Source organism: Streptomyces sp. NPDC060194 (genome assembly GCF_042728285.1).
Classification (GTDB): Bacteria; Actinomycetota; Actinomycetes; order Streptomycetales; family Streptomycetaceae; genus Streptomyces.
The window spans coordinates 1-20,307 of record NZ_JBHWZH010000107.1 but is presented as its reverse complement, the minus strand read 5'-3'; the positions used below and the strand labels follow the sequence as shown (position 1 = coordinate 20,307).

General features: G+C 72.4%; 21 protein-coding genes. 6 read left to right on the top strand and 15 right to left on the bottom strand.

Features of this window, described 5'->3' with window-relative positions; translation table 11 throughout:
- Positions 1-50: 50 nt before the first annotated feature.
- On the bottom strand, positions 51-1,493 hold the full coding sequence (locus ACFWEG_RS21485) for a cellulose binding domain-containing protein (protein WP_387217515.1): 1,443 nt from the start codon (positions 1,491-1,493) through the stop codon (positions 51-53).
- Between the two features lie 290 nt (positions 1,494-1,783).
- On the opposite strand from ACFWEG_RS21485, the gene ACFWEG_RS21480 reads away from it, so the two are divergent.
- Positions 1,784-3,517, top strand: a complete 1,734-nt coding sequence (locus ACFWEG_RS21480) for an alpha-glucosidase (protein ID WP_387217513.1) — start codon at positions 1,784-1,786, stop codon at positions 3,515-3,517.
- A gap of 36 nt (positions 3,518-3,553) precedes the next feature.
- Positions 3,554-4,282 (top strand): class I SAM-dependent methyltransferase, encoded by a 729-nt coding sequence (locus ACFWEG_RS21475; RefSeq protein WP_387217510.1) that lies wholly within the window; start codon positions 3,554-3,556, stop codon positions 4,280-4,282.
- Positions 4,283-4,327: 45 nt separating this feature from the next.
- Here ACFWEG_RS21475 and ACFWEG_RS21470 read toward each other — a convergent pair whose 3' ends face one another.
- From ACFWEG_RS21470 to ACFWEG_RS21445, 6 genes are all read right to left on the bottom strand, one after another.
- Positions 4,328-4,870 carry a DUF6328 family protein gene (locus ACFWEG_RS21470; RefSeq protein WP_387217508.1) on the bottom strand — a complete coding sequence of 181 codons (543 nt, stop codon included), beginning with the start codon at positions 4,868-4,870 and terminating at the stop codon, positions 4,328-4,330.
- Between the two features lie 132 nt (positions 4,871-5,002).
- Positions 5,003-5,404, bottom strand: coding sequence for a dihydroxyacetone kinase phosphoryl donor subunit DhaM (gene dhaM / locus ACFWEG_RS21465; RefSeq protein ID WP_387217506.1), 402 nt, complete (start codon positions 5,402-5,404; stop codon positions 5,003-5,005).
- Complete coding sequence (dhaL, locus tag ACFWEG_RS21460; protein WP_387217517.1) at positions 5,397-5,996, bottom strand: dihydroxyacetone kinase subunit DhaL; 600 nt, start codon at positions 5,994-5,996, stop codon at positions 5,397-5,399. Before dhaL ends, dhaM begins: the two co-directional genes overlap by 8 nt.
- A gap of 8 nt (positions 5,997-6,004) precedes the next feature.
- A complete protein-coding gene (gene dhaK / locus ACFWEG_RS21455; protein WP_387217504.1) occupies positions 6,005-6,997 on the bottom strand; it encodes a dihydroxyacetone kinase subunit DhaK in 993 nt (330 codons plus the stop codon).
- Positions 6,998-7,236: 239 nt separating this feature from the next.
- Complete coding sequence (locus tag ACFWEG_RS21450; RefSeq protein WP_387217502.1) at positions 7,237-7,665, bottom strand: hypothetical protein; 429 nt, start codon at positions 7,663-7,665, stop codon at positions 7,237-7,239.
- A gap of 55 nt (positions 7,666-7,720) precedes the next feature.
- The gene (locus tag ACFWEG_RS21445) at positions 7,721-8,731 is read right to left on the bottom strand and encodes a TerC family protein (RefSeq protein WP_387217500.1); all 1,011 of its coding nucleotides are present in this window, start codon (positions 8,729-8,731) and stop codon (positions 7,721-7,723) included.
- A 182-nt stretch (positions 8,732-8,913) separates the two neighbouring features.
- Between ACFWEG_RS21445 and ACFWEG_RS21440 the strand changes: the two genes are divergently transcribed.
- Positions 8,914-9,252, top strand: a complete 339-nt coding sequence (locus tag ACFWEG_RS21440; protein WP_387217498.1) for a helix-turn-helix transcriptional regulator — start codon at positions 8,914-8,916, stop codon at positions 9,250-9,252.
- A gap of 144 nt (positions 9,253-9,396) precedes the next feature.
- Here the strand turns inward: ACFWEG_RS21440 and ACFWEG_RS21435 are convergent, their stop codons facing one another.
- From ACFWEG_RS21435 to ACFWEG_RS21425, 3 genes are all read right to left on the bottom strand, one after another.
- Complete coding sequence (locus ACFWEG_RS21435; RefSeq protein WP_387217496.1) at positions 9,397-10,083, bottom strand: GAF and ANTAR domain-containing protein; 687 nt, start codon at positions 10,081-10,083, stop codon at positions 9,397-9,399.
- A gap of 211 nt (positions 10,084-10,294) precedes the next feature.
- The gene (locus tag ACFWEG_RS21430; protein WP_387217494.1) at positions 10,295-10,489 is read right to left on the bottom strand and encodes a hypothetical protein; all 195 of its coding nucleotides are present in this window, start codon (positions 10,487-10,489) and stop codon (positions 10,295-10,297) included.
- A gap of 60 nt (positions 10,490-10,549) precedes the next feature.
- A complete protein-coding gene (locus tag ACFWEG_RS21425; protein WP_387217491.1) occupies positions 10,550-12,505 on the bottom strand; it encodes an amino acid transporter in 1,956 nt (651 codons plus the stop codon).
- Positions 12,506-12,705: 200 nt separating this feature from the next.
- Between ACFWEG_RS21425 and ACFWEG_RS21420 the strand changes: the two genes are divergently transcribed.
- Positions 12,706-13,506 carry a DUF4118 domain-containing protein gene (locus tag ACFWEG_RS21420; protein ID WP_387217488.1) on the top strand — a complete coding sequence of 267 codons (801 nt, stop codon included), beginning with the start codon at positions 12,706-12,708 and terminating at the stop codon, positions 13,504-13,506.
- 19 nt (positions 13,507-13,525) lie between these two features.
- Here ACFWEG_RS21420 and ACFWEG_RS21415 read toward each other — a convergent pair whose 3' ends face one another.
- The gene (locus ACFWEG_RS21415; RefSeq protein ID WP_387217486.1) at positions 13,526-13,864 is read right to left on the bottom strand and encodes a GNAT family N-acetyltransferase; all 339 of its coding nucleotides are present in this window, start codon (positions 13,862-13,864) and stop codon (positions 13,526-13,528) included.
- Between ACFWEG_RS21415 and kdpA the strand changes: the two genes are divergently transcribed.
- Positions 13,823-15,094, top strand: a complete 1,272-nt coding sequence (gene kdpA, locus ACFWEG_RS21410) for a potassium-transporting ATPase subunit KdpA (RefSeq protein WP_387217483.1) — start codon at positions 13,823-13,825, stop codon at positions 15,092-15,094. The genes ACFWEG_RS21415 and kdpA overlap by 42 nt on opposite strands.
- A gap of 12 nt (positions 15,095-15,106) precedes the next feature.
- Here the strand turns inward: kdpA and ACFWEG_RS21405 are convergent, their stop codons facing one another.
- Positions 15,107-15,757, bottom strand: a complete 651-nt coding sequence (locus tag ACFWEG_RS21405; RefSeq protein ID WP_387217481.1) for a DUF1707 domain-containing protein — start codon at positions 15,755-15,757, stop codon at positions 15,107-15,109.
- A 107-nt stretch (positions 15,758-15,864) separates the two neighbouring features.
- Positions 15,865-16,608: a MerR family transcriptional regulator gene (locus ACFWEG_RS21400; RefSeq protein WP_387217478.1), complete on the bottom strand. Its 744-nt coding sequence runs from the start codon at positions 16,606-16,608 to the stop codon at positions 15,865-15,867.
- Positions 16,609-16,662: 54 nt separating this feature from the next.
- Between ACFWEG_RS21400 and ACFWEG_RS21395 the strand changes: the two genes are divergently transcribed.
- Positions 16,663-16,950 (top strand): hypothetical protein, encoded by a 288-nt coding sequence (locus tag ACFWEG_RS21395; protein WP_387217475.1) that lies wholly within the window; start codon positions 16,663-16,665, stop codon positions 16,948-16,950.
- 39 nt (positions 16,951-16,989) lie between these two features.
- Here the strand turns inward: ACFWEG_RS21395 and ACFWEG_RS21390 are convergent, their stop codons facing one another.
- On the bottom strand, positions 16,990-19,533 hold the full coding sequence (locus ACFWEG_RS21390; protein ID WP_387217474.1) for a DUF4118 domain-containing protein: 2,544 nt from the start codon (positions 19,531-19,533) through the stop codon (positions 16,990-16,992).
- A gap of 31 nt (positions 19,534-19,564) precedes the next feature.
- Positions 19,565-20,251 (bottom strand): response regulator, encoded by a 687-nt coding sequence (locus ACFWEG_RS21385; RefSeq protein ID WP_387217471.1) that lies wholly within the window; start codon positions 20,249-20,251, stop codon positions 19,565-19,567.
- Between the last annotated feature and the right edge of the window lie 56 nt (positions 20,252-20,307).

Here is a 20,307-nt window from a genome sequence, read left to right as displayed (position 1 = left end):
GCCCTCCTCCGCGCGGAGGAGGGCGGCACCCGTCGTGCGGTGGTGCGCGGTCAGGCGCTCGGGACGGTGTCCGTGAAGGCGGTGCCCGCACTCCGGTAGGCCGCGACCTTCGCCGCGACCTGGGCCGGGGTCAGGACCTGGTCCTTGGCGTGGAAGACGTAGTCCACCTTCTGGTCGTAGGACCGCGGGGTGGTGCTCGTCTGACCGGCCAGGTCGATCATCCACTGGTTGAAGTTGATCGACATCGGGCGCTCGGGCAGGTACTTGGCGTCGTGGCGGCCGAACTCCTGGCCGTCGACGTAGTAGACGATCACGTTGTTGTCGATGGTGAGCACGAGGTCGTGCCAGCCGGCGTAGCTGGTACGGGACTCGGTGTGCGCGTTGACCGCCTCCCAGGGGTCGGGTCGGTAGGTCTCCCACGAGGTGGCGTAGAGGATGTTGGCGGGCTCGCCCCAGCCGCCGTTGGGCAGGTACTCGAAGTCGTACTCGGCGTAGTCGTCGGCCATCGGCGCCTTGAGGTCGTTGATGGTGAAGAACGTCTGCACCAGCCGGTCGCCGTCGGGGCCCGAGCGCGGGGCGTCGGAGAAGCGGACCCGGGCGGCGTACGTGCCGTTCTTGAACTTCGTGGCCTGGGTGAGGACCTCGGTGAACTTGGTGGACTCCGGGGTGCCCGCCGTGGACGACTCCAGGTTCATGATCGAGTTCGTCCCCTCCTTGGCGAAGGTGACGTTCTGCGGGGCCCAGGTGGCGCCCGGCACCCCGGGGCCGCCGGAGTTGGCGCGCACGCTCCAGCCGTTGGCCGCGATCTTCGGGTCGGTGTGCGAGGTGTAGTTGAAGTCGTCGAACAGCGCGGCCCCCGTGGGCGGCGGGTCGGTCGGCGGCGGGTCCGTGGGCGGCGGGTCACCCGGGTTGTTGCCGGCCGGGGCGGTGCCCCACACCAGGGTGCCGCCGACGGTGGCCGTCACCTTCGACCAGTTGGCGTAGGAGGTCTGGGAGGGGCCGAAGGAGTAGTCGTCGGCCTGGTTGAGCGACTGCCAGTTGGAGCGGTGGAACCGCAGCTGCATGTCACCCGTGTTCGCCCCGGGGGCGAGGCTGCCGGCGCCGGCGGTGAAGCCGATCTCCAGGTAGCGGTCGGCGGTGGCGGTGGGGTTGGCGAGCGATCCGAAGGTGCCGGTGATGTTCGCGCAGCCCTTCACCGCCCAGGAACACGCGTAGGTGTACCCGGCGGCGCCGGGATCGGCCTTGAAGTAGTAGCGGATCTTGACGGTGCTGAGGGCGACCGGCGTGCTGCCGGTGTTGACCACCTTGAACCAGGGCTCGACCTGGTCGCCGCCGGTGGAGCTCTGCCGGTACTGGACGGTGACCGGCTCGCCGGCCGCGGAGGCCGGCGCGATGCCGAGCGCCGTGGCGCCGAGACCTGCCGCGAGCGCGGTGGCGACGGCGGCGCGGACCGCCGAGCGGGCGGGTCTCCTGGGGGTGCTGGTTCGCGACACGAGCGTTCCTCTCGGGGGTGAGGGAGCGTGGGGGACCGCTGACACGAAGTTGACCAGTTGGTCTCACTGGTCAACCGCGTGGCTAGAAGGTGGCATAGACCAATGAGGGCGTCAACCCCCTCGTCAAAATACGTGAGTTCGGGGGAGTGCGGGCTTCCGCGGTGATCGAATCCCCTTTACCACCGGACCAGTTGGGGAGGGGCGGTTCGCGGCCTTCCGGCGCGCGCGCCCGTCGATGCGGCACCCTGGTCAACGCCCGGTGATCTTCCCGACCCCAGTGAGGTTCCGACGTGTCCCACAACGCCCCCGGTCCGGCCACCGCATGGTGGAGCGACGCGGTCGTCTACCAGATCTACCCGCGCAGCTTCGCCGACTCCGACGGCGACGGCGTCGGCGACCTGCCCGGCATCACCGCCCGCCTCGACCACCTGGAGCGGCTCGGCGTCGACGTCGTCTGGCTCTCGCCGGTCTACCCCTCGCCGCAGGACGACAACGGCTACGACATCAGCGACTACCAGGACATAGACCCGCTGTTCGGCACCCTCGACGACTTCGACCGACTGCTCGCCGAGGTGCACTCCCGCGGCATGAAGCTGGTCATGGACCTGGTCGTCAACCACACCTCCGACGAGCACCCGTGGTTCGAGGAGTCCCGTGACGGCGGCCCGGACGGGCCCCGCCGCGACTGGTACGTCTGGCGCCCGGCCCGCCCCGGCCGCACCCCCGGCACGCCCGGCGCCGAACCGAACAACTGGGGCAGCTTCTTCTCCGGCCCCGCCTGGGCCCTCGACGAGGCGAGCGGCGAGTACTACCTGCACCTCTTCAGCCGCAAGCAGCCCGACCTCAACTGGGAGAACCCTGAGGTCAGGCAGGCTGTGTACGCCATGATGCGGTGGTGGCTCGACCGCGGCGTCGACGGCTTCCGGATGGACGTCGTCAACCTGATCTCCAAGCACCCCGACCTGCCCGACGGCCGCGTCCCCGAGCTCGGCCGGTACGGGGACGGCAGCCCCTTCTACGTCTGCGGGCCGCGCATCCACGAGTACCTCGCCGAGATGCACCGCGAGGTCTTCGCCGGCCGCACCGGGCCGCTGCTGACCGTCGGGGAGATGCCCGGCGTCACCGTCGAGGAGGCCCGGCTCTTCACCGACCCCGCCCGGCGCGAACTCGACATGGTCTTCCAGTTCGAGCACGTCGGCCTCGACCACGGCCCGGCCGGCAAGTTCGACCGCCGCCCGCTGCGGCTGACCGACCTCAAGACCAGCCTCGGCCGCTGGCAGGAGGGCCTGGCCACCACCGGCTGGAACAGCCTCTACTGGAACAACCACGACCAGCCGCGGATCGTCTCCCGCTTCGGCGACGACAGCCCCGCGCACCGGGTGCGATCCGCCAAGATGCTCGCCACCGTCCTGCATCTGCACCGCGGCACCCCGTACGTCTACCAGGGCGAGGAACTGGGCATGGCCAACGCCCCGTTCGCCTCCATCGACGACTTCCGCGACATCGAGACCCTCAACCACCACCGCGACGAGATGGCCGACGGCGCCGACGAGGCCGAACTCCTCGACGCCCTGCGGGCCGTCTCCCGGGACAACGCGCGCACCCCCGTGCAGTGGGACGCCACCGCGCACGCGGGCTTCACCACCGGCACCCCCTGGCTCGGGGTCAACCCCGACCACACCGAGGTCAACGCAGCCGCCCAACTCGACGACCCGAACTCGGTGTTCCACCACTACCGCGCCCTCATCGCGCTGCGGCACACCGAACCCGCCGTCGTGCACGGCGACTTCCGCATGCTGCTGCCCGACGACGAGCGCGTGTACGCGTTCACCCGGCGGCACGAGGACACCGAACTCCTCGTCCTCGGCAACTTCACCGGCGACGACGTCCCGGTGGACCTCCCCGCCGGGTGGGCCGGGGCCGACACCGTCCTCACCAACCTCGACGGACCGGACGGACCGCTCACCGACCGGCCCGTACTCGGCCCCTGGGAGGCCCGGGTGCACCGCCGCGTCGTCGGCTGAGCCCTTCGCGCGTCCGGCGGCCCGTAGGGTGGGGCCGTGTTCACCCCTCAGGGCCCCACCCTCCCCGAACTGATCGTCCAGGCGCTGTCCTCCGTCGAGCGGGGGTACGACCTGCTGGCCCCGAAGTTCGACCACACGCCGTTCCGGACCCCCGACCGCTTCCTCGACGCCACCAGGGACGCACTCGCCCCACTCGGCCCCTTCGCGGCCGGACTCGACGTCTGCTGCGGCACCGGTGCGGGCGTCGGCGTGCTGCGGGGGCTGTGCACGCAGCGGATCACCGGCGTCGACTTCAGCGCGGGCATGCTCCGGGAGGCCGCCGCGCGGTTCGGGGGCGGGCCCGGCCCCGAACCCGGGTGGGTCCGGGCCGACGCCCGCGACCTGCCCTTCCGCGAGGAGTTCGACCTCGCCGTCAGCTTCGGCGCGTTCGGCCACTTCCTGCCGTCCGAGCGCCCGGAGCTGTTCGCGAGCATCCACCGCTCGCTGCGCCCCGGCGGCCTGCTCGCCTTCCCCCTGGGGGCCCCGCCGTCCCCGCGCACCCCGCTGCACTGGATGCTCCGCGGCTTCGACGCGGTGATGCGGGTCCGCAACCTGGTGCGCAGGCCCGCCTTCGTCATGTACTACCGCACCTGGCCGCTCGGCCCGGTCCGCGCCGACCTCGTCCGCGCGGGCTTCACCGTCGAGCTGCTCCCGCTGGAGGCCTTCGGGCGCCGCCCCGACGGCAGCCCGCACTGGCGGCTCGTACTGGCCCGGCGCGCGGCGTGAACGCGGGCCCGCGGGGGCTGTGGACGCCCGCCCGCGGGGCGGGGGTCACTCCCCGCGGGAGAGCCGGCCCGAGCGCCGCGCGTAGAACGGCAGCACGAACCAGCACAGGACGAACCACAGCACCACGCCCGCCGTCAGCCACGCCGCGAGGGCGTCGTCCAGCGTCACCCGCAGGACCAGCAGCACCGCCGAGCCCATCGTCAGCACCATCAGTCCGAGACCGAGCAGGGTGAGTCGGGCCGCCCAGGTGACCGCCTGCGGTTTCAGCCGCCTGCCGACCACCATCCGGTGGAAGGCGGCCGGCGCGATGAGCGAACCCATGGTGGCGGCTCCGAGCACCACCGTGAGCACGTAGATGTTCCGGTCGGCCTGCGACAGGTCCTGGAAGCGCGGCTGGAAGGCCACCGTCAGCAGGAACCCGAAGAGGATCTGCGTCCCGGTCTGCGCGACCCGGACCTCCGTCATGAGCTCCGACCACCGCCGGTCGGCGCGCTCCTCCACCGTCTCGCTCCGCCCGTGCTCGCGCAGGGCCGTCTCGCGGGCCCGGCGCGCCTCGCCGCCCCCGGATCCGTCTCCGACGCCGCTCACGGCCGTCTCCTTCGCTCGATCTCCGGTGAGCCTCGGAGTACCCCGCACGCACGTGCGAAAACGTGGGGCGTCCCCGAGGGCGCGAGTCGGGAGCACAGCGCCCCGTGGTCGCTCCGGGAGGCCTTCGGCCCGCTACACCTTGCGGTACGCGTACGCCTCGCCGGCCGCCGCTGCCACTGCGCGGAGGTCCGATCCGGCCGCCGCCGTCACCACCGCCGCCACGGCGCCCTCGACGAACGGTGCGTCCACCAGGCGGGTCCCCGCCGGCAGCTCGTCGCCCTCCGCGAGCAGCGCCTTCACCGTCAGGACGGCGCTCCCCAGGTCCACCAGGACGGCGACGCCCGCCCCCCGGTCGACGGACCGCGCCGCCTCCACGATCAGCTCCGCGCTCGTCCCGAGCGACCCGTCGGGCAGCCCGCCCGCCGCCGCGACCGGCACCTCGGCGCCGCCCGCCAGCCCGCGCGCGAGCTCCGCCACCGACGACGCCACCGCCGCGCTGTGCGAGACGAGCACGACGCCCACCGCGTCACTCACCGGCCACCTCCGCGAGGGCGGCGACCAGCAGCGCGGCGGAGGCCGCCCCGGGGTCCTGGTGCCCGACGCTCCGCTCGCCCAGGTAGCTGGCCCGTCCCTTGCGCGCCCGCAGCGGGACCGTCGCCTCCGCGCCGGCGGCGGCCGCCGCCCGGGCGGCGGCGAAGGAGTCGGCCAGCGCGTCCACCGCGGGTACGAGCGCGTCCAGCATCGTCTTGTCGCCCGGCGCCGCGCCGCCGAGCTGCGCCACCGCGTCGACGCCGGCCCGCAGCGCCTCGGCCAGCTGCTCGCGCGAGACGTCCGCCGCGTCGTCGCCGAGCGCCTTGCCCGTCCGGCGCAGCAGCGTCCCGTACAGCGGCCCGGAGGCACCGCCCACGGTGGAGATCAGCTGCCCGCCCGCCAGCTTCAGCACCGCGGCGGGCGTCGCCGGCTCCTTCCCGACGGCGGCGGCCACGGCGGTGAACCCGCGGCGCAGATTGCTCCCGTGGTCGGCGTCGCCGATCGCCGAGTCCAGGTCGGTCAGCCGGTCCGCCTCCCGGTCGACGGCGGCCGCGGTCGCCGCCATCCAGCGGCGGAAGAAGTCGGCGTCCAGCACGGCGGTCCTCACCTTCCCCAGCGCAGGGCCGGCGTGCTCACCGGCGCGTCCCACAGCCGCAGCAGTTCCTCGTCGATCTCGCACAGCGTCACCGAGCAGCCCGCCATGTCGAGCGAGGTGACGTAGTTCCCCACCAGTGTCCGGGCGACGGCGACCCCGCGCTCGGTGAGCACCCGCTGCACCTCGGCGTTGAAGCCGTACAGCTCCAGCAGGGGCGTGCCGCCCATGCCGTTGACCAGGGCGAGGACCGGATTGCGCGGCCGCAGGTCCTCCAGGATCGCGTCCAGGGCGACGTCCGCGATCTCCCCGGACGTCATCATCGGCCGCCGCTCGCGGCCCGGCTCGCCGTGGATGCCGACGCCGAGCTCCAGCTCCCCGGCCGGCAGGTCGAAGGTGACACCGCCCTTCGCGGGCGTGCTGCACGCGCTCAGTGCCACCCCGAAGCTCCGCGAGCGGGCGTTGACCTCCCGGGCGATCGACTCCACCCGCTCCAGCGGCGCGCCCTCCTCGGCCGCCGCCCCGGCGATCTTCTCCACGAACAGCGTCGCGCCCGTGCCGCGGCGGCCCGCCGTGTACAGGCTGTCGGTCACCGCCACGTCGTCGTCGACGAGGACCCGGGCGATTTGGATGCCCTCGTCCTCGGCGAGTTCGGACGCCATGTCGAAGTTGAGGACGTCGCCCGTGTAGTTCTTCACCACGAACAGCACCCCCGCCCCGCTGTCGGCCACCGCGGCGGCCCGCACCATCTGGTCCGGGACCGGACTCGTGAACACCTCGCCCGGACACGCCGCGGTCAGCATCCCCGGCCCGACGAACCCCCCGTGCAGCGGCTCGTGCCCCGACCCCCCGCCGGACACCAGCCCCACCTTCCCCGCCACCGGCGCGTCCCGCCGCACGATCACGCGCCGCTCGACGTCCACGTTCAGCTCCGGATGCGCCGCGGCCATGCCACGCAGGGCATCCGCCACCACGGTCTCCGCGACGTTGATGAGCATCTTCAACGGTTCCTCCTCGGGAGTCTGGCAACTGGCCCGCTGAACGTCGTTCTGCCTGTTCAGAGGCTTTCTCGCGGTCGTAGGTCGCTGAGCGCCCCCTCAGCGGCCTCCGGCGGTGGTGATGCTGACCTCCTGCTGGGATCGCGGACGATCCGTCAGGTTCCCCGCAGTCGCTCGGTGCTGACCGTCGAGGTCCAGTATTGGCGAGCATCGGAGCATCCGGAAGGAACCCACCGGAGTCGCCCTCAGCCGTACGGCGAAGGCTGGGGCCCCGTGGGACCGCCGCCGTCCGCCGGCCAGCTCAGACCGGCCTCCCGCACACCGGCGGACAGCGCCGCGGCGCAGGCGTCGACGTCGCCTGCCGTGCGTGGGAGCGCGGTACGGTCCAGGACCAGGCGCAGCCCCTGGCCGGTGTGCGCCACGACGCAGGGGGTGATCCCGTCGGTGAAGGCGCGCACCTCGGCGCTCCGCTCGTTGAGGTGGACCAGGTCGAACGGGACGGGGAGCGAGGCGACCCAGGCCGTCCACTCCGGCTTCGCCCGGATGCCGCGGTGCGTCACGTCGCACAGTGCGCAGTGGCCGCGGCCCGTCGCCTTCCGCACCGCGTAGCCGATCTCACCGATGAGGCCGCCGTCCGCCTGGTACACGCCCGTCAGGCGCTGGATCACCGTCATGGCCCCCACTCTCCCCGACCCGGTGGCCTCGCGGCCACCGTCGGGTGCGTCCACCTCAGCCCGACCCGGTGCCACGTGTCGGTCGGCCGTCACCGGCGGGAGCGTTCCCGGTCGGCCCGTCGGCGGTTTCGTCGGGCCGACCGCGGGTGGCGATCAGTGACCAGCCGATGGAGACGGTGATGGTCACGACGATCACGCCGAGCGTGAGCGGGATGGGGAGCTTGCCGACGGGCGTCTCGGAGAGGATGAGCTTGACGCCGGCGAAGGCGAGCAGGACCGCGAGGCCGTAGTGGAGGTAGGCGAAGCGGCGCAGCAGCCCGGCGAGGCAGAAGTAGAGGCTGCGCAGGCCGAGGACGGCGAAGGCGTTCGCGGTCCACACCAGGAACGTGTTGGTGGTGATGGCGAGGACGGCGGCGACGGAGTCGATCGCGAAGATCAGGTCGGTGGCCTCGACGGCGACCAGGACCACGAACAGCAGGGTCGCGACGCGCTTGCCGTTGCGGCGGACGAAGAACCTGTCGTCGTGGAACCACGGGTCCGTGGGGATGAGCTTCTTCACCAGGCGGACGACCGGGTTGCGGTCCGGATGGACCTCCTCGTCCTTGGACACGGCCATCTTCCAGCCGGTCCAGATCAGGAACGCGCCGAAGACGTAGGCGGTCCAGAAGAAGACCTGGAGCAGTTCGGCGCCGACGAAGATGAACACGAGTCGCGCCGCGAGCGCCCCGAGGACGCCCCAGAAGAGCACCTTGTGCTGGTAGGCGTCGGGGACGGCGAAGAACGAGAAGACAAGGGCGAACACGAAGACGTTGTCGATCGAGAGCGCCTTCTCGATCAGGTAGCCGGCGTAGTAGGTGGAGGACACCTCGCCGCCCTGCCACGCCAGCAGCACGAGGCCGAAACCGAGACCGATCGCGATCCAGACCGAGCTCCAGACGGCGGCCTCGCGGAAGCCGATCACGTGGTTGTCGCGGTGCGCGACCAGGTCGACGGCGAGCATCACGCAGATGCCTACGGTGACCGCGGCCCACACCCACAGGGGGACAGGGAACGACAGGTCGTTCATCGCGGAACGTCTCCTTTCCGGAGCCCGGACGGCCCTGTGGCGAGAGGTGGAGCGGTCACGGGCGTCTCCCCAGGGTCTCCTCGCCGCTGACGTACGTCAACGGTTACGCGAAATCGATTTCGCTAATATATATTCGCATACGGTCTCGTGACACGCGAAGCAGAGTTCGTAAGATGGACGCCATGAGCAGCTCATCGGCACGCGGCGACCAGTGGACGTTCCTGACCAACCACGCTCGGGTGCTCATGCAGCTCGCGCGCGACCCCGAGATCCGACTGCGCGACGTCGCCGCCGCCATCGGCATCACCGAGCGGGCGGTGCAGATCATCGTCGCGGACCTGGAGGCCGCCGCGTACCTGACCCGCACCCGGGTGGGCCGCCGCAACCGGTACACCATCGACCCGACGGTGGCCCTCCGCCACCCGTCCGAGGCCGACCACCCCGTCGGCGACCTCCTGAGCGCCTTCCTCCACCGCGAGGACACCCCGGAGGGTGCGGGCGTCGAGCCGGACACGACCTGACGCCGGACGCGGAGGCGTGCCTCGGCGCCACGCCGTACGACCCGGACATCGACCTCGGCGGACCGCGCCCGGGAGCGCACGCCTGCCCGGCGTCGGCCCCGGGCGGCTACGTCGCCCTCGGCCCCACCGTCCACCGCGGCGCGCTCATATCGATCCGTGCTCGGTGATCCGCCGGGCGACTTCCCGGAGCTTGACGTTGTGCTCCTGCGAGTAGCGGCGCAGCACGGCGAAGGCCTCGTCCTCGCTCAGTCTCCTGCTGCCCATGAGGATGCCCATCGCCTCCCCGATGAGATGGCGGGTGGACAGCGCCTGTTCCAGTTGGGCGTGGCTGCGGGCGGCCGCGAGGGCGACCGCGGCGTGGGAGGCCAGCAGCCAGCCCGCCACCTCGTCGTCCTCGGAGAAGGCGCCCGGCTCGCGGGAGTACACGTCGAGGGACCCGAGTTCCTGCTCCTGCGTGTAGAGCAGGAAGCCCATCATGCTGCCGACCCCGAGCTCACGGGCCTGCGGAACGTACTGCGTGAACTCGGCATGCTCCTTCGTGAAGTCCCGGATGCGGTAGACCCGCTCGCGGGTCTCGGGGCGGGCGGCGTCGAAACAGGGGCCCTCCTGCAGCCGCTCCTGCAGTCGGTCGCTCTCCACGACCAGGTCACCCGTCGGCGCCAGGGAGCGCACCGTGCGGCCGCTCAGCACCAGGACGCCCGCCTCGTCGCACCCCGGGATCCGCTCGGTGGCCGCCCGGGTGATCCGGGCGAGCGTCGCGTCCACGGAGTCCTGCGCCAGGAGCTCCCGCGCCAGCGACGCCATGTCCTGCGCGAACCCACGCCATTCCACCTCGGACCCCTCCGTCGTACGCCGCGCGTATCCCGTCGCCCGACACACTAGACGACGCGGCCGCCCGCGACGTCGCTCACCAGCGGTGTTGCGGACGGTGCGAGGACGACGGGGGTGCGGAGGGCGTCGGGGGCGGGACCCCGCGACGCGTCGCCCGTACCCGCGGGGCTCCGGGACCGGTCGGCGTCCGGCCTGACGGCTCGCCCGCCCCTCAGCCGAAGGCGGAGAACCCGCGGTCCGACCGCCCCTCGGGGCCGGGCCGGCCCAGCGCGTTCCAGTCCAGCGCCCGGCGCGACTCCTCCTGCGTGCGTCGGGCCACGGCCCGGGACTCGTTCAGGACGTCGCCGAGTTCGGCGACCAAGGACGCGTAGATGGGCGGGTGTTCCGGTGTTCGTGCGGTAGTCATGTCGCACCATCCTGCCCGCCGGAAGTTGATCTGTCAGCCTGTCAGCCCGCGCGAGGCGGGTCAGCCGACGTGGACGCCGGGGCGGCGGTCGCGGTCGGGTTCCGCCTCGCGGAGGATCTCGCGGGTGACGGGGGCGACCTCGCCGTGGCCGAGGAGGAAGAAGCGCAGGAAGTTCCTGAACGGGTTGCCCTCGGTCCACTCGAAGTAGATGTGGGGCCGGGTCCCCGTGCGGTCGCGGGCGTGCAGGAGGAGCGCGGCGAGGGCGTTGGGGACGGACGACGACTCGACGGTCAGGACCCGGTAGCGGCCGTGGAGGACCTCGCCGCGGACGGTGAGCCCGGCCTCGAACTCGGACGGGTCGGTGACGGTGACCTCGACGAAGACGACGTCCTCGGCCGTCGAGAGGTCGTTGTCCGCGCGGATCTGCTCGATCTTGTCGCGGTACTCGGCCGCGTCGCGGGCGTCCGGCTCGTTGGCGATGAAGCGAGGGGTGCGGCGGGAGACGTCCTGGATGAACCGTTCGGCCGTGTCGTCCAGGGTGATGTCGGTGACGCGGAGTTCGAAGGCGCGGCCGAGCCGGGACAGCAGCGAGATCAGGATGATGCCGGCGATGAAGCAGGCGCCGATCTTCACGCCGTCGGGGCGCTCGATGACGTTGACGACCGTGGTGTAGAGGAAGACGACCGAGATCGCGCCGAAGGCGATCGTCCAGCCGCGCTGGCCCGCCTTGCGCGCGGCGATCGTCACCGCGACGGCCGCCGAGCAGATCAGCACGAGCACGCCGGTGGCGTACGCGCCGCCCTGGGCGTCGACGTCGGCGTCGAAGATCCAGGTGACCAGGAAGGCGACCAGGGTGAAGACGATCACCATGGGGCGTACGGCGCGGGCCCAGTGCGGGGCCATGCCGTACTTGGGCAGGTAGCGGGGCATCAGGTTGAGCAGGCCCGCCATGGCCGAGGCGCCGGCGAACCAGAGGATGGCGATGGTCGACACGTCGTAGACCGTGCCGAAGACGCTGCCCAGGTACTCGTGGGCGAGGAAGGCCAGCGCCCGGCCGTTGGCCTCGCCGCCGGACTCGAACTCCTTGTGCGGGATGAGCACGGTGGTGATGAAGCTGGTGCAGATGAGGAATCCGCTCATGATCAGTGCTGCGGTGGTCAGGAGCTTCTTGGTGTCGCGGATCCGGCCCGCGGGCCTCGCCTCGGTGTCCCCGGGGTCGCCCTTCACGTGCGGCATGACGGCCACGCCGGTCTCGAAGCCGGACAGTCCGAGCGCCAGCTTCGGGAAGACGATCAGCGCCACTCCGATCATGACGAAGACGTTGCCGTGCTCCTGGGTCAGCGCGGCGGTCCAGTCGGTGACGACGTGCCCCTCCGTCGCGACGTGCCACAGCCCCGCCAGCACGACGACGACGTTGAGCGCGAGGTACGCCCCGACGAGGGCGACGGCGACGCCGATGGCCTCCAGGAAGCCCTTGAGGAACACCGCGCCGAGGAGCGCGATGAGGATCATCGTGATGACCAGCTGCCTGTCGTGCAGCGCGGACTCGAGGTGCGGGTTCTCCACCAGGTGCGTCGAGGCGTCCGCCGCGGAGAGCGTGATGGTGATGAGGAAGTCGGTCGCCGCGAAGCCGAGCAGGGTCAGGACGAAGAGCTTGCCCTTCCAGAAGGACAGCAGCCGCGACAGCATCGCGATCGAGCCCTCGCCGTGCGGGCTCTCCTCCGCCACCCGGCGGTAGACGGGCAGGGCGCCCGCGAGGGTCACGACCACCAGCACGATCGTCGCGACGGGAGACAGCAGTCCGGCGGCCAGGGCGGCGATGCCGGGCTGGTAGCCGAGCGTGGAGAAGTAGTCGACGCCGGTGAGGCACATCACCCGGTACCAGGGCTGGCCCTTGTGCCCGGCGTCCGGAGCGGACGCCTTCGGCCGGGACGGCCTGCCCTTGCCCATGTCGGACAAGCCCTCCAGCATCCACGCGCGCAGCCTGTCGCCGCGCACCGTGCTCGTGGTGGTCATGGGAGAGCTCCTGGGTTCTGCTGGACGAGGGGGTGCCGCCTGACCTGCGGCCGAGCCAGCCTAGGCACCCCGAGCCAGGGCCTCTGGGGCTAAGGCGTCAGGGAACCGTAAAGATCGGCTGCGGCGGGGTCGCCTTTCTCACACCGGGCGCAGGCTGGAGGAGGACGAGGCCCCGCCGCGGGCCGCCGAGGAGGCCGATCATGCGTATGCCGTTCCGGGACACGGCCGCGGTTGCGGCAGCGCTCCTCGCACCTCTCCTGGCGGCTCTGGCTCTCCTGCCCGCCCGGACGACCCTCGCCCCCGTCAACCTGGCCCTCGTCCTGGTCTTCGTGGTCGTCGCCGTCGCGGCGTTCGGCAACCGCTGGGCCGGGGCGCTGGCCGCCGTATCCGCGGCGGCCTGGCTCGACTTCTTCCACACCGAGCCCTATCTGAGCTTCCGGATCCGCGACCGCGACGACGTCGAGCTGGCGGTCCTGATGCTCGTCGTCGGCCTGGTGGTCTCCCAGATCGCCGCGCGCGGACGGGTGATGACGTCGGCCGCGGTGCTCGACGCGGAGCACCTGGAGCGGCTGCACGACACGTTCCGCCTCGTGCGGTCGGGTGGCCGGACGGGCCCCGAGCTGCTGGAACGGATCCGCCAGGACCTCGTGGACGTCCTGGACCTCCGGGAGTGCCGGTTCACAGCCGTCCCGGGGCCGGGAGGGACCGCCGCCGCGGTCCTCAGGCCCGACGGTTCGCTCCGGGTGGACGGCTGGATCTGGGATCTGGAACGCCAGGGCTGGCCCGAGGGAACGGTCGCGTTGCCAACGGTCGCGGCCGGCCGGGTCGGCGGGCGCTTCCTCATGACGCCCGCCGACGAGTCCGTCGTGCCCTCGGTGGAGGCGCGACTCGTCGCCGCCGACCTCGCCTGCCTGGCCGCACTCGTGCTCGACGCGTCGGGGCGGCGATCGGCCGCCGACGGCCGGGAGGACGACCCGCGCGCGCTGGTCCCGGACGCCTAGAGAGGGCCGTACGGTCCGCTCACGCGGCCGCGTGCTCCGGCACGGAGGCGGCGACGGCGGCGGCCCCGGTCGTGTGGTGCACGTACTCGCGGGCGAGACGGAAGCCGGGGGTCCAGGCGAGCAGCCGACTCGCCCTGTTCGCCGTCGAGCAGCTCCATGTCGCCGTCCGGCCGCGCGCGGCGATGTCCGCTGTGAGCCCGGCGACACAGGCGAGGGCGAGGTGCTGCCGTCGTCCCGATGGATCGGTGGCGCAGGCCACGTCCTCGCAGCGGCTGCCGGTGAAGCGGGAGCAGGCGACGGCGAGGACCCGGCCGCGGTGGAAAGCCGCCCAGGCCTTCGCGTCCGCGGCGGTCGGCATGGCGCCGCGCTCGCGCTGATCCGGGGGCTCGTGCGGAGGAACGCCACCGAACTGGGCAACTTCTGGGTGGACCTTACCCGTTGCGTCCTGCGCGTCCTGCTCCCGCTGGCGGTCGTCGCCGGTCTGGTGTTCGTCGCCCTCGGCGTCCAGCAGAACCTGACCGGGGCGCAGACCGTCACCACCCTCGGCGGAGGTCAACAGACACTGACCGGCGGACCGGTGGGCTCCTGGGAGTCGATCAAGCTGATGTCGGGGGACGGCGGCGGCTTCTTCAACGCCAGCTCCTCCCACCCGCTGGAGAACCCCTCGGCGACGACCAACGCGCTCTCCATCGTGCTCATGCTGCTGGTCCCCACCGCCTTCCTGCGCACCTACGGCCGCATGGTCGGCTCCCTGCGCCAGGGTTGGACCCTGCTCGCGGTGGTCGGCATCCTCTTCGGCCTGCTCCTCGCGGCCGGCTCGCTCGCCCAGAGCACGCACACCGGAACCGTCACCGAGGCCGTCGGCGGGGCGTACGAAGGGGTCGAGACCCGGATCGGCGTCCCCGGCTCGACGCTGTTCGGCGTCGCCGCCACCGCCTCAGCCGACGGTGCCCTCAACTCGTCCTACGACAGCTTCTCCGCGCTCGGCGGCGGCGTCCTGCTCGCCGGGATGATGCTCGGCGAGATCGCCCCCGGTGGCACCGGCAGCGGCCTGTACGGGCTCCTCATGGTGACGATGGTCGCGGTCTTCCTCGGCAGCCTGATGGTCGGCCGCACCCCCGAGTTCCTCGGCAAGCGGCTCGGCGCCGGCGAGATGCGCTACGTCGTCCTGTACTCGCTCGTCGGACCGGCCACGATCCTGGTCAGCGCCTCCCTGGCCATGGCGCTCGGCCACGGGCAGTCGTCCATGACCAACACCGGGTCCCACAGGCTCACCGAGGTGGTCTACGCCTACACCTCCGTCGTCAACAGCAACGGCAGTGCCATGGCGGGCTTCAACGGCGCCATCGACTTCCACAACCTGCTGATGACGGCGGCGATGCTGATCGGCCGCTACCTTCCGATCGCCTTCCTGCTGGCCCTCGCCAGACGCCTCGCCCGGCAGGAACCGGGAGCCGTCACCGCCGGCACGCTCCAGGCGCGGGGCGCCACCTTCGTCCTCCTGGCCACCGCCGCGGCCGTGCTCCTGACCCTGCTCAACTTCCTGCCCGTCCTGTCCCTCGGACCGCTCGCGGAGGGGCTGATGTAGACCCCGTCACGGTCAGCGGCCCGAGGGCAGGGCCGCCGGCCTGCGCAGCAGCCACTGGCCGAGCGTGCGGCGCGCGGGCCGCACCACCACCCTGCCGTGGACCTTCTGACCGACCAGCTCGACCCGCAGCCGGGTGGGCCTGGCCGGGTCCTGGGGCGCGCGGCGGTGGCGGAGCCTGCAGTGGACGAGGGCCAACCCGTCGACGTCGACCTCGACGCCGGGCGCGGTGATCACCTTCAGGGTCTTCCCGGCCATCCCCACGTCGATCCGCAGGGCGTCCTGGGTGAGGACGGCCTCGGTGAGGTCGAGCGTCACGTCGCACCAGGCGACGGCGAGTTCCAGCCGCCGGGGGAGCACCCAGCGCCCGGTCCGGAGGATCGGGCCGCCGAAGGCCCGCTCGATCCGGACGACGTCCTTCACCTCGGCCGCCGCACCGCCCGCGGTGGTCGGCAGGTCGACGGTGAGGGCGGCCAGCTCGCCCCGGGTCCGCGCCGACAGGGCGATCTCCAGGCGCTCGTCGAGTTCGTCGGCGTCGAGCAGCCCGTCGCCCGCTGCGACGCGCAGCACGTCCACTGTGCGGTCGCGGTCCGCGTGCGAGGCGCGCAGCTCCGACGGCGGGACGACCCCGGCCTGCGTTCCGGTGGCTGGTTTCTCTTCCGGCATGCTTCCGTCCGGTCCGCTCGTGGGTCTCCGCCCGGCAGGGCCGGCGGAGTGGTGACAGTCCTGACGCTACATCGCGATACACCCGGCGCGGCAGGCCGTGGGGCCGCTCATCCGGCGGTGCGGGCGCCGAGTTGCGCGCGGATGAGGGTGTCGAGGCGCTGCCAGGCGGGAGAGGAGGCGTTCACGGTGTCCTGGACGAGGGCGGGCACGGCCGAGGCGGCGTCCACCTCGGGAGGCGCCTGATCGGCGTAGCGCGTCCCGATCGCGGCGGTGATCCGGCGGGCGAGGTCGGCGATGCGGGGGTCGTCGGGATCGAGGCCGTGCGCGCGGTCGTAGTCGAGGAAGAGCCCGCGCAGAGCCGGGTCGCTCAGGGTCGCGGCCTGGTCGCGGAACAGGTCGGCGGCACGCTCCGGGTGGGTCGCGAACACGAGGATCCACAAGTCGCGTTGCAGATCGGTCCACCGGGCGGAGAAGCCCCAGCACGTCAGGTCGTCCACATACGTGCCGACCTCGGCGGGCAGAAGCGCCCGTCGTCCCGCCGCGAGGTCGCGCAGGCGCTCCTGCGTCCCCCGCAGCGCGTCGATGCGCACGGTGAGGTCGTCGTCGATCCTGTCCAGCGCCTGCCGGAACTCCGTGTCGCTCGCGGCCAGAAGGCCGCGGATGCGGGCCAGCGGGACACCGGCCTCCGCGAGCGTGCGGATCTTGACGAGCTGGGCGACGGCCTGCGCGTCGTAGCGCCGGTAGCCGGACGCGTCCCGCTCCGGCTCCGGGAGCAGCCCTTTGTCGTGGTAGACGCGGACGGTCTTCGTCGACACCCCGACGTACCCGGCCAACTGCCCGATGGTGATCACCCGGCCATCGTCCCACTTGACCTTCCCCCTGGGGCAGGGCCGCAGCATGGCGTCATGACGAACCCCACGACCCCTGACCGGGGCGCCCTGCGCGAGGTGGCGGACGCGGGCAACGAGACCGCGCTGGAGCGGCTCGCCGACCTCGCCGACGCGGCAGGCGACCTTGCGGAACTGAGCGACCTCCTCGACGAGGGGTCCGAGCGTGCCGGGCTCCTGCTCACCCGGCGGGCGGTGGCGGCCGGCGACCTGAGCGAGCTGCAGCGGATCTCCGACGCGGGATACGAGGAAGCCGGCCGGGAGCTCGAGAACCTGCTCTCGGATGCGGGCGGGCCGCGCGGCTGAGCCGGGCTTCCGCCCACGTCGGGCCGCGGGGTCGTGTCGTCAGGAGGCGGCCCCGGCCGGGCTGTCCGGGCCGTCTCCGGACGAGCGGCCGGCGGTCGGGAGTTCGAGGACCATCGTGAGGCCCCCGCCGGGGGTGTCCTCGGCGGTGAGGGTGGCGCCGACGGCCTCGGTGAAGCCGCGGGCGACCGCGAGGCCGAGGCCTACACCGGCTCCGGCCGGCGCGTCGCCCAGGCGCTGGAAGGGTTCGAAGATGCTGCCCTTGGCCTGGTCGGGGACGCCCGGTCCGCGGTCGACGACGCGGAGCTGGACCCGGTCGCGCAGGCTGCTGGCGGAGACGAGGACGGGCCGGCCGTCCGGGCTGTACTTGACGGCGTTCTCGACGATGTTGGCGACGACCCGTTCGAGCAGTCCGCGGTCGACGGCGACCATGGGGAGCGTCTCCGGGATGTCCAGCTCCACGCTGCCCTCGGGGACGCCGCCGAGTGCCATGGGGACCACCTCGTCGAGGTCGGTCTCCCTGATGACGGGGACGACGGTCCCGGTGTTGAGGCGGGACATGTCCAGGAGGTTGCCGATCAGGGCCGCGAGCCGGTCGGCGCCCTCCTCGATCCCTTCGAGGAGCAGCTCCTGGTCCTCGGCGGACCAGGCGACGTCGTCCGAACGCAGCGAGGTGACGGAGGCCTTGATCCCGGCCAGCGGAGTGCGCAGGTCGTGGCTGACTGCGGCGAGCAGCGCGGTGCGGAAGCGGTCGCTCTCGGCGAGCTTGCGCGCCTCCTCGGCCTGGCCGACGAGCCGCTGCCGGTCCAGGGTCACGACCGCCTGCGCGGCGAACGCGCCGAGGACCCGGCGGTCGGACGCCGGGAGGGCACGGCCGGTGAGCACGAGCGCGAGGTTCTCCCCGACGGGGATGTCGACGTCGGCCTCCTCCGGCCGTCCGACCGGATGCGCACCGACGGACACCGCGCACGTCCACGGCTCGACCTCGCCGGCGCGTTCGAGCAGGGCCGCGGACTCCATCGCGAACGTCTCGCGCAGACGCTCCAGGAGCGAGGTGGGCGAGTTGTCGCCCCGCAGGATGCTGCCGGCGAGGAAGGAGAGCATCTCCGACTCGGCCCGCAGCCGGGCCGCCTGGTGGGTGCGGCGGGCCGCGAGGTCGACGACGGAGGCCACGGACACCGCGACTCCGACGAAGATGACGATGGCGACGATGTTCTTGGGGTCTGAGACGGTGAACCGGTGCAGCGGCGGCGTGAAGTAGTAGTTGAGCAGCAGCGACCCGAACGCGGCGGACGCCAGGGCCGGCAGCAGGCCGCCCAGCAGCGCCGCCGCGACGGTCGCCGTCAGGAACAGCAGCATGTCGTTGGCGAGCCCGAGGTCGGGCACCACGGTGCTCAGCAGCAGGGTGAGCAGCGCGGGTCCCGCCAGTCCGGCCAGCCAGCCCCAGATGACCCGGCTCCGCCCCAGCCGTGCACCGCGGGGGAGGGGCAGGCCGCGGCCCTTCGCGACGGCGTCGTGGGTGACCAGGTGGACGTCGATGTCGGGACCCGAGTCGCGGGCGACGGTGGCGCTGACTCCGGGGCCCAGCACGTACTGCCAGGTCTTGCGGCGGCTGACGCCCAGCACGATCTGGCTGGCGTTGACCCCGCGGGCGAACTCCAGGAGCGCGGAGGGGATGTCGTCCCCTATGACGTGGTGGAAGGTTCCGCCGAGGTCCTCGACCAGCGTGCGCTGGTCGGCGAGTTCCCGGGGGGAGGCGCTCACCAGGCCGTCGCTGGCGGCGACGTAGACGGCGAGCACCTCGCCGCCGGCGCCCTTCTCCGCGAGCCGCGCGGCCCGGCGGATGAGGGTGCGGCCCTCGGGCCCGCCGGTGAGTCCCACGACGATGCGCTCGCGCGCCTGCCATGTGGTCCGGATGTCGTGCTCGCCCCGGTACTGCCGCAGGTACTCGTCTACCCGGTCCGCGACCCACAGCAGGGCCAGCTCGCGCAGGGCGGTGAGGTTGCCCGGCCGGAAGTAGTTCGAGAGGGCGGCGTCCATCTTGTCGGGCTGGTAGATGTTGCCGTGCGCCATCCGGCGGCGCAGCGCCTGCGGCGACATGTCGACGAGCTCGATCTCGTCGGCCCGCCGCACCACCTCGTCCGGCACCGTCTCCCGCTGCCGCACCCCGGTGATCGACTCCACGACGTCGCCGAGCGACTCCAGGTGCTGGATGTTCACGGTGGAGACGACGTCGATGCCGGCCTTCAGCAGCTCCTCGACGTCCTGCCACCGCTTGGCGTTCCGCGAGCCCGGCACGTTGGTGTGGGCGAGCTCGTCGACCAGGGCCACGGACGGGGCGCGCACGAGAACCGCGTCCAGGTCCATCTCGGTGAACGTACCGCCCCGGTACTCCAGTTCGCGCCGCGGAACGGACTCCAGACCGGTCAGCATGACCTCCGTGCGCGGCCGGCTGTGGTGCTCGACGAACCCGACGACCACGTCGGTGCCGCGCTCCACCCGCCGGTGGGCCTCGGAGAGCATGGCGTAGGTCTTGCCGACGCCCGGGGCCGAGCCGAGGTAGATCCGCAGCTTGCCGCGTCCCATGGTGATCTCTACTTCTTCCGTGAGGAGGCTGTCAGGGCTCGAAGCGGTAGCCCATGCCCGCCTCGGTGATGATGTGGCGGGGGTGGGCGGGGTCGCGCTCCAGCTTCCGCCGGAGCTGGGCCATGTAGACCCGCAGGTAGTTCGAGTTGCGTGCGTGACCGGGGCCCCACACCTCGGTGAGCAGGGTGCGCCGGGGCACGAGGTGTCCGGGCCTGGACACCAGGATCTCCAGCAGGTGCCACTCGGTCGGAGTCAGCCGGACGAGCCGTTCCTCGCGGCGGACCTTCTTGGCGACCAGGTCGATGGTGAGGTCGTCGGTGGCCACGACCGTCGGCACGGCACTCTCGACCCGCACCGGATCGCGTCGGCGGGTGGCGGCGCGCAGCCGGGCGAGGAGTTCGTCCATGCTGAACGGCTTGGTGACGTAGTCGTCGGCGCCTGCGTCCAGGGCCCGCACCTTCTCCTCCGAGAGGTGGCGGGCCGAGAGCACCAGGACGGGCACGCGGCTCGAAGCCCTGAGCGTCCGGATGAGCTCGACGCCGTCCATGTCCGGCAGGCCCAGGTCCACCAGGACCACGTCGGGCCGCCAGACGTCGGCGATCCGTAGGGCTGTGGCGCCCTCTCCGGCCGCCTCGACCTCGTACGACCTGGCCTGGAGGTTGATCTTCAGGGCGCGGACCAGTTGCGGATCGTCTTCCACCACGAGCACCCGGGGCATGGGCGGTGCACTCTTTCCTCGATCGTGTGCGGGGGACCGGGCGAGCGGCTCGACGC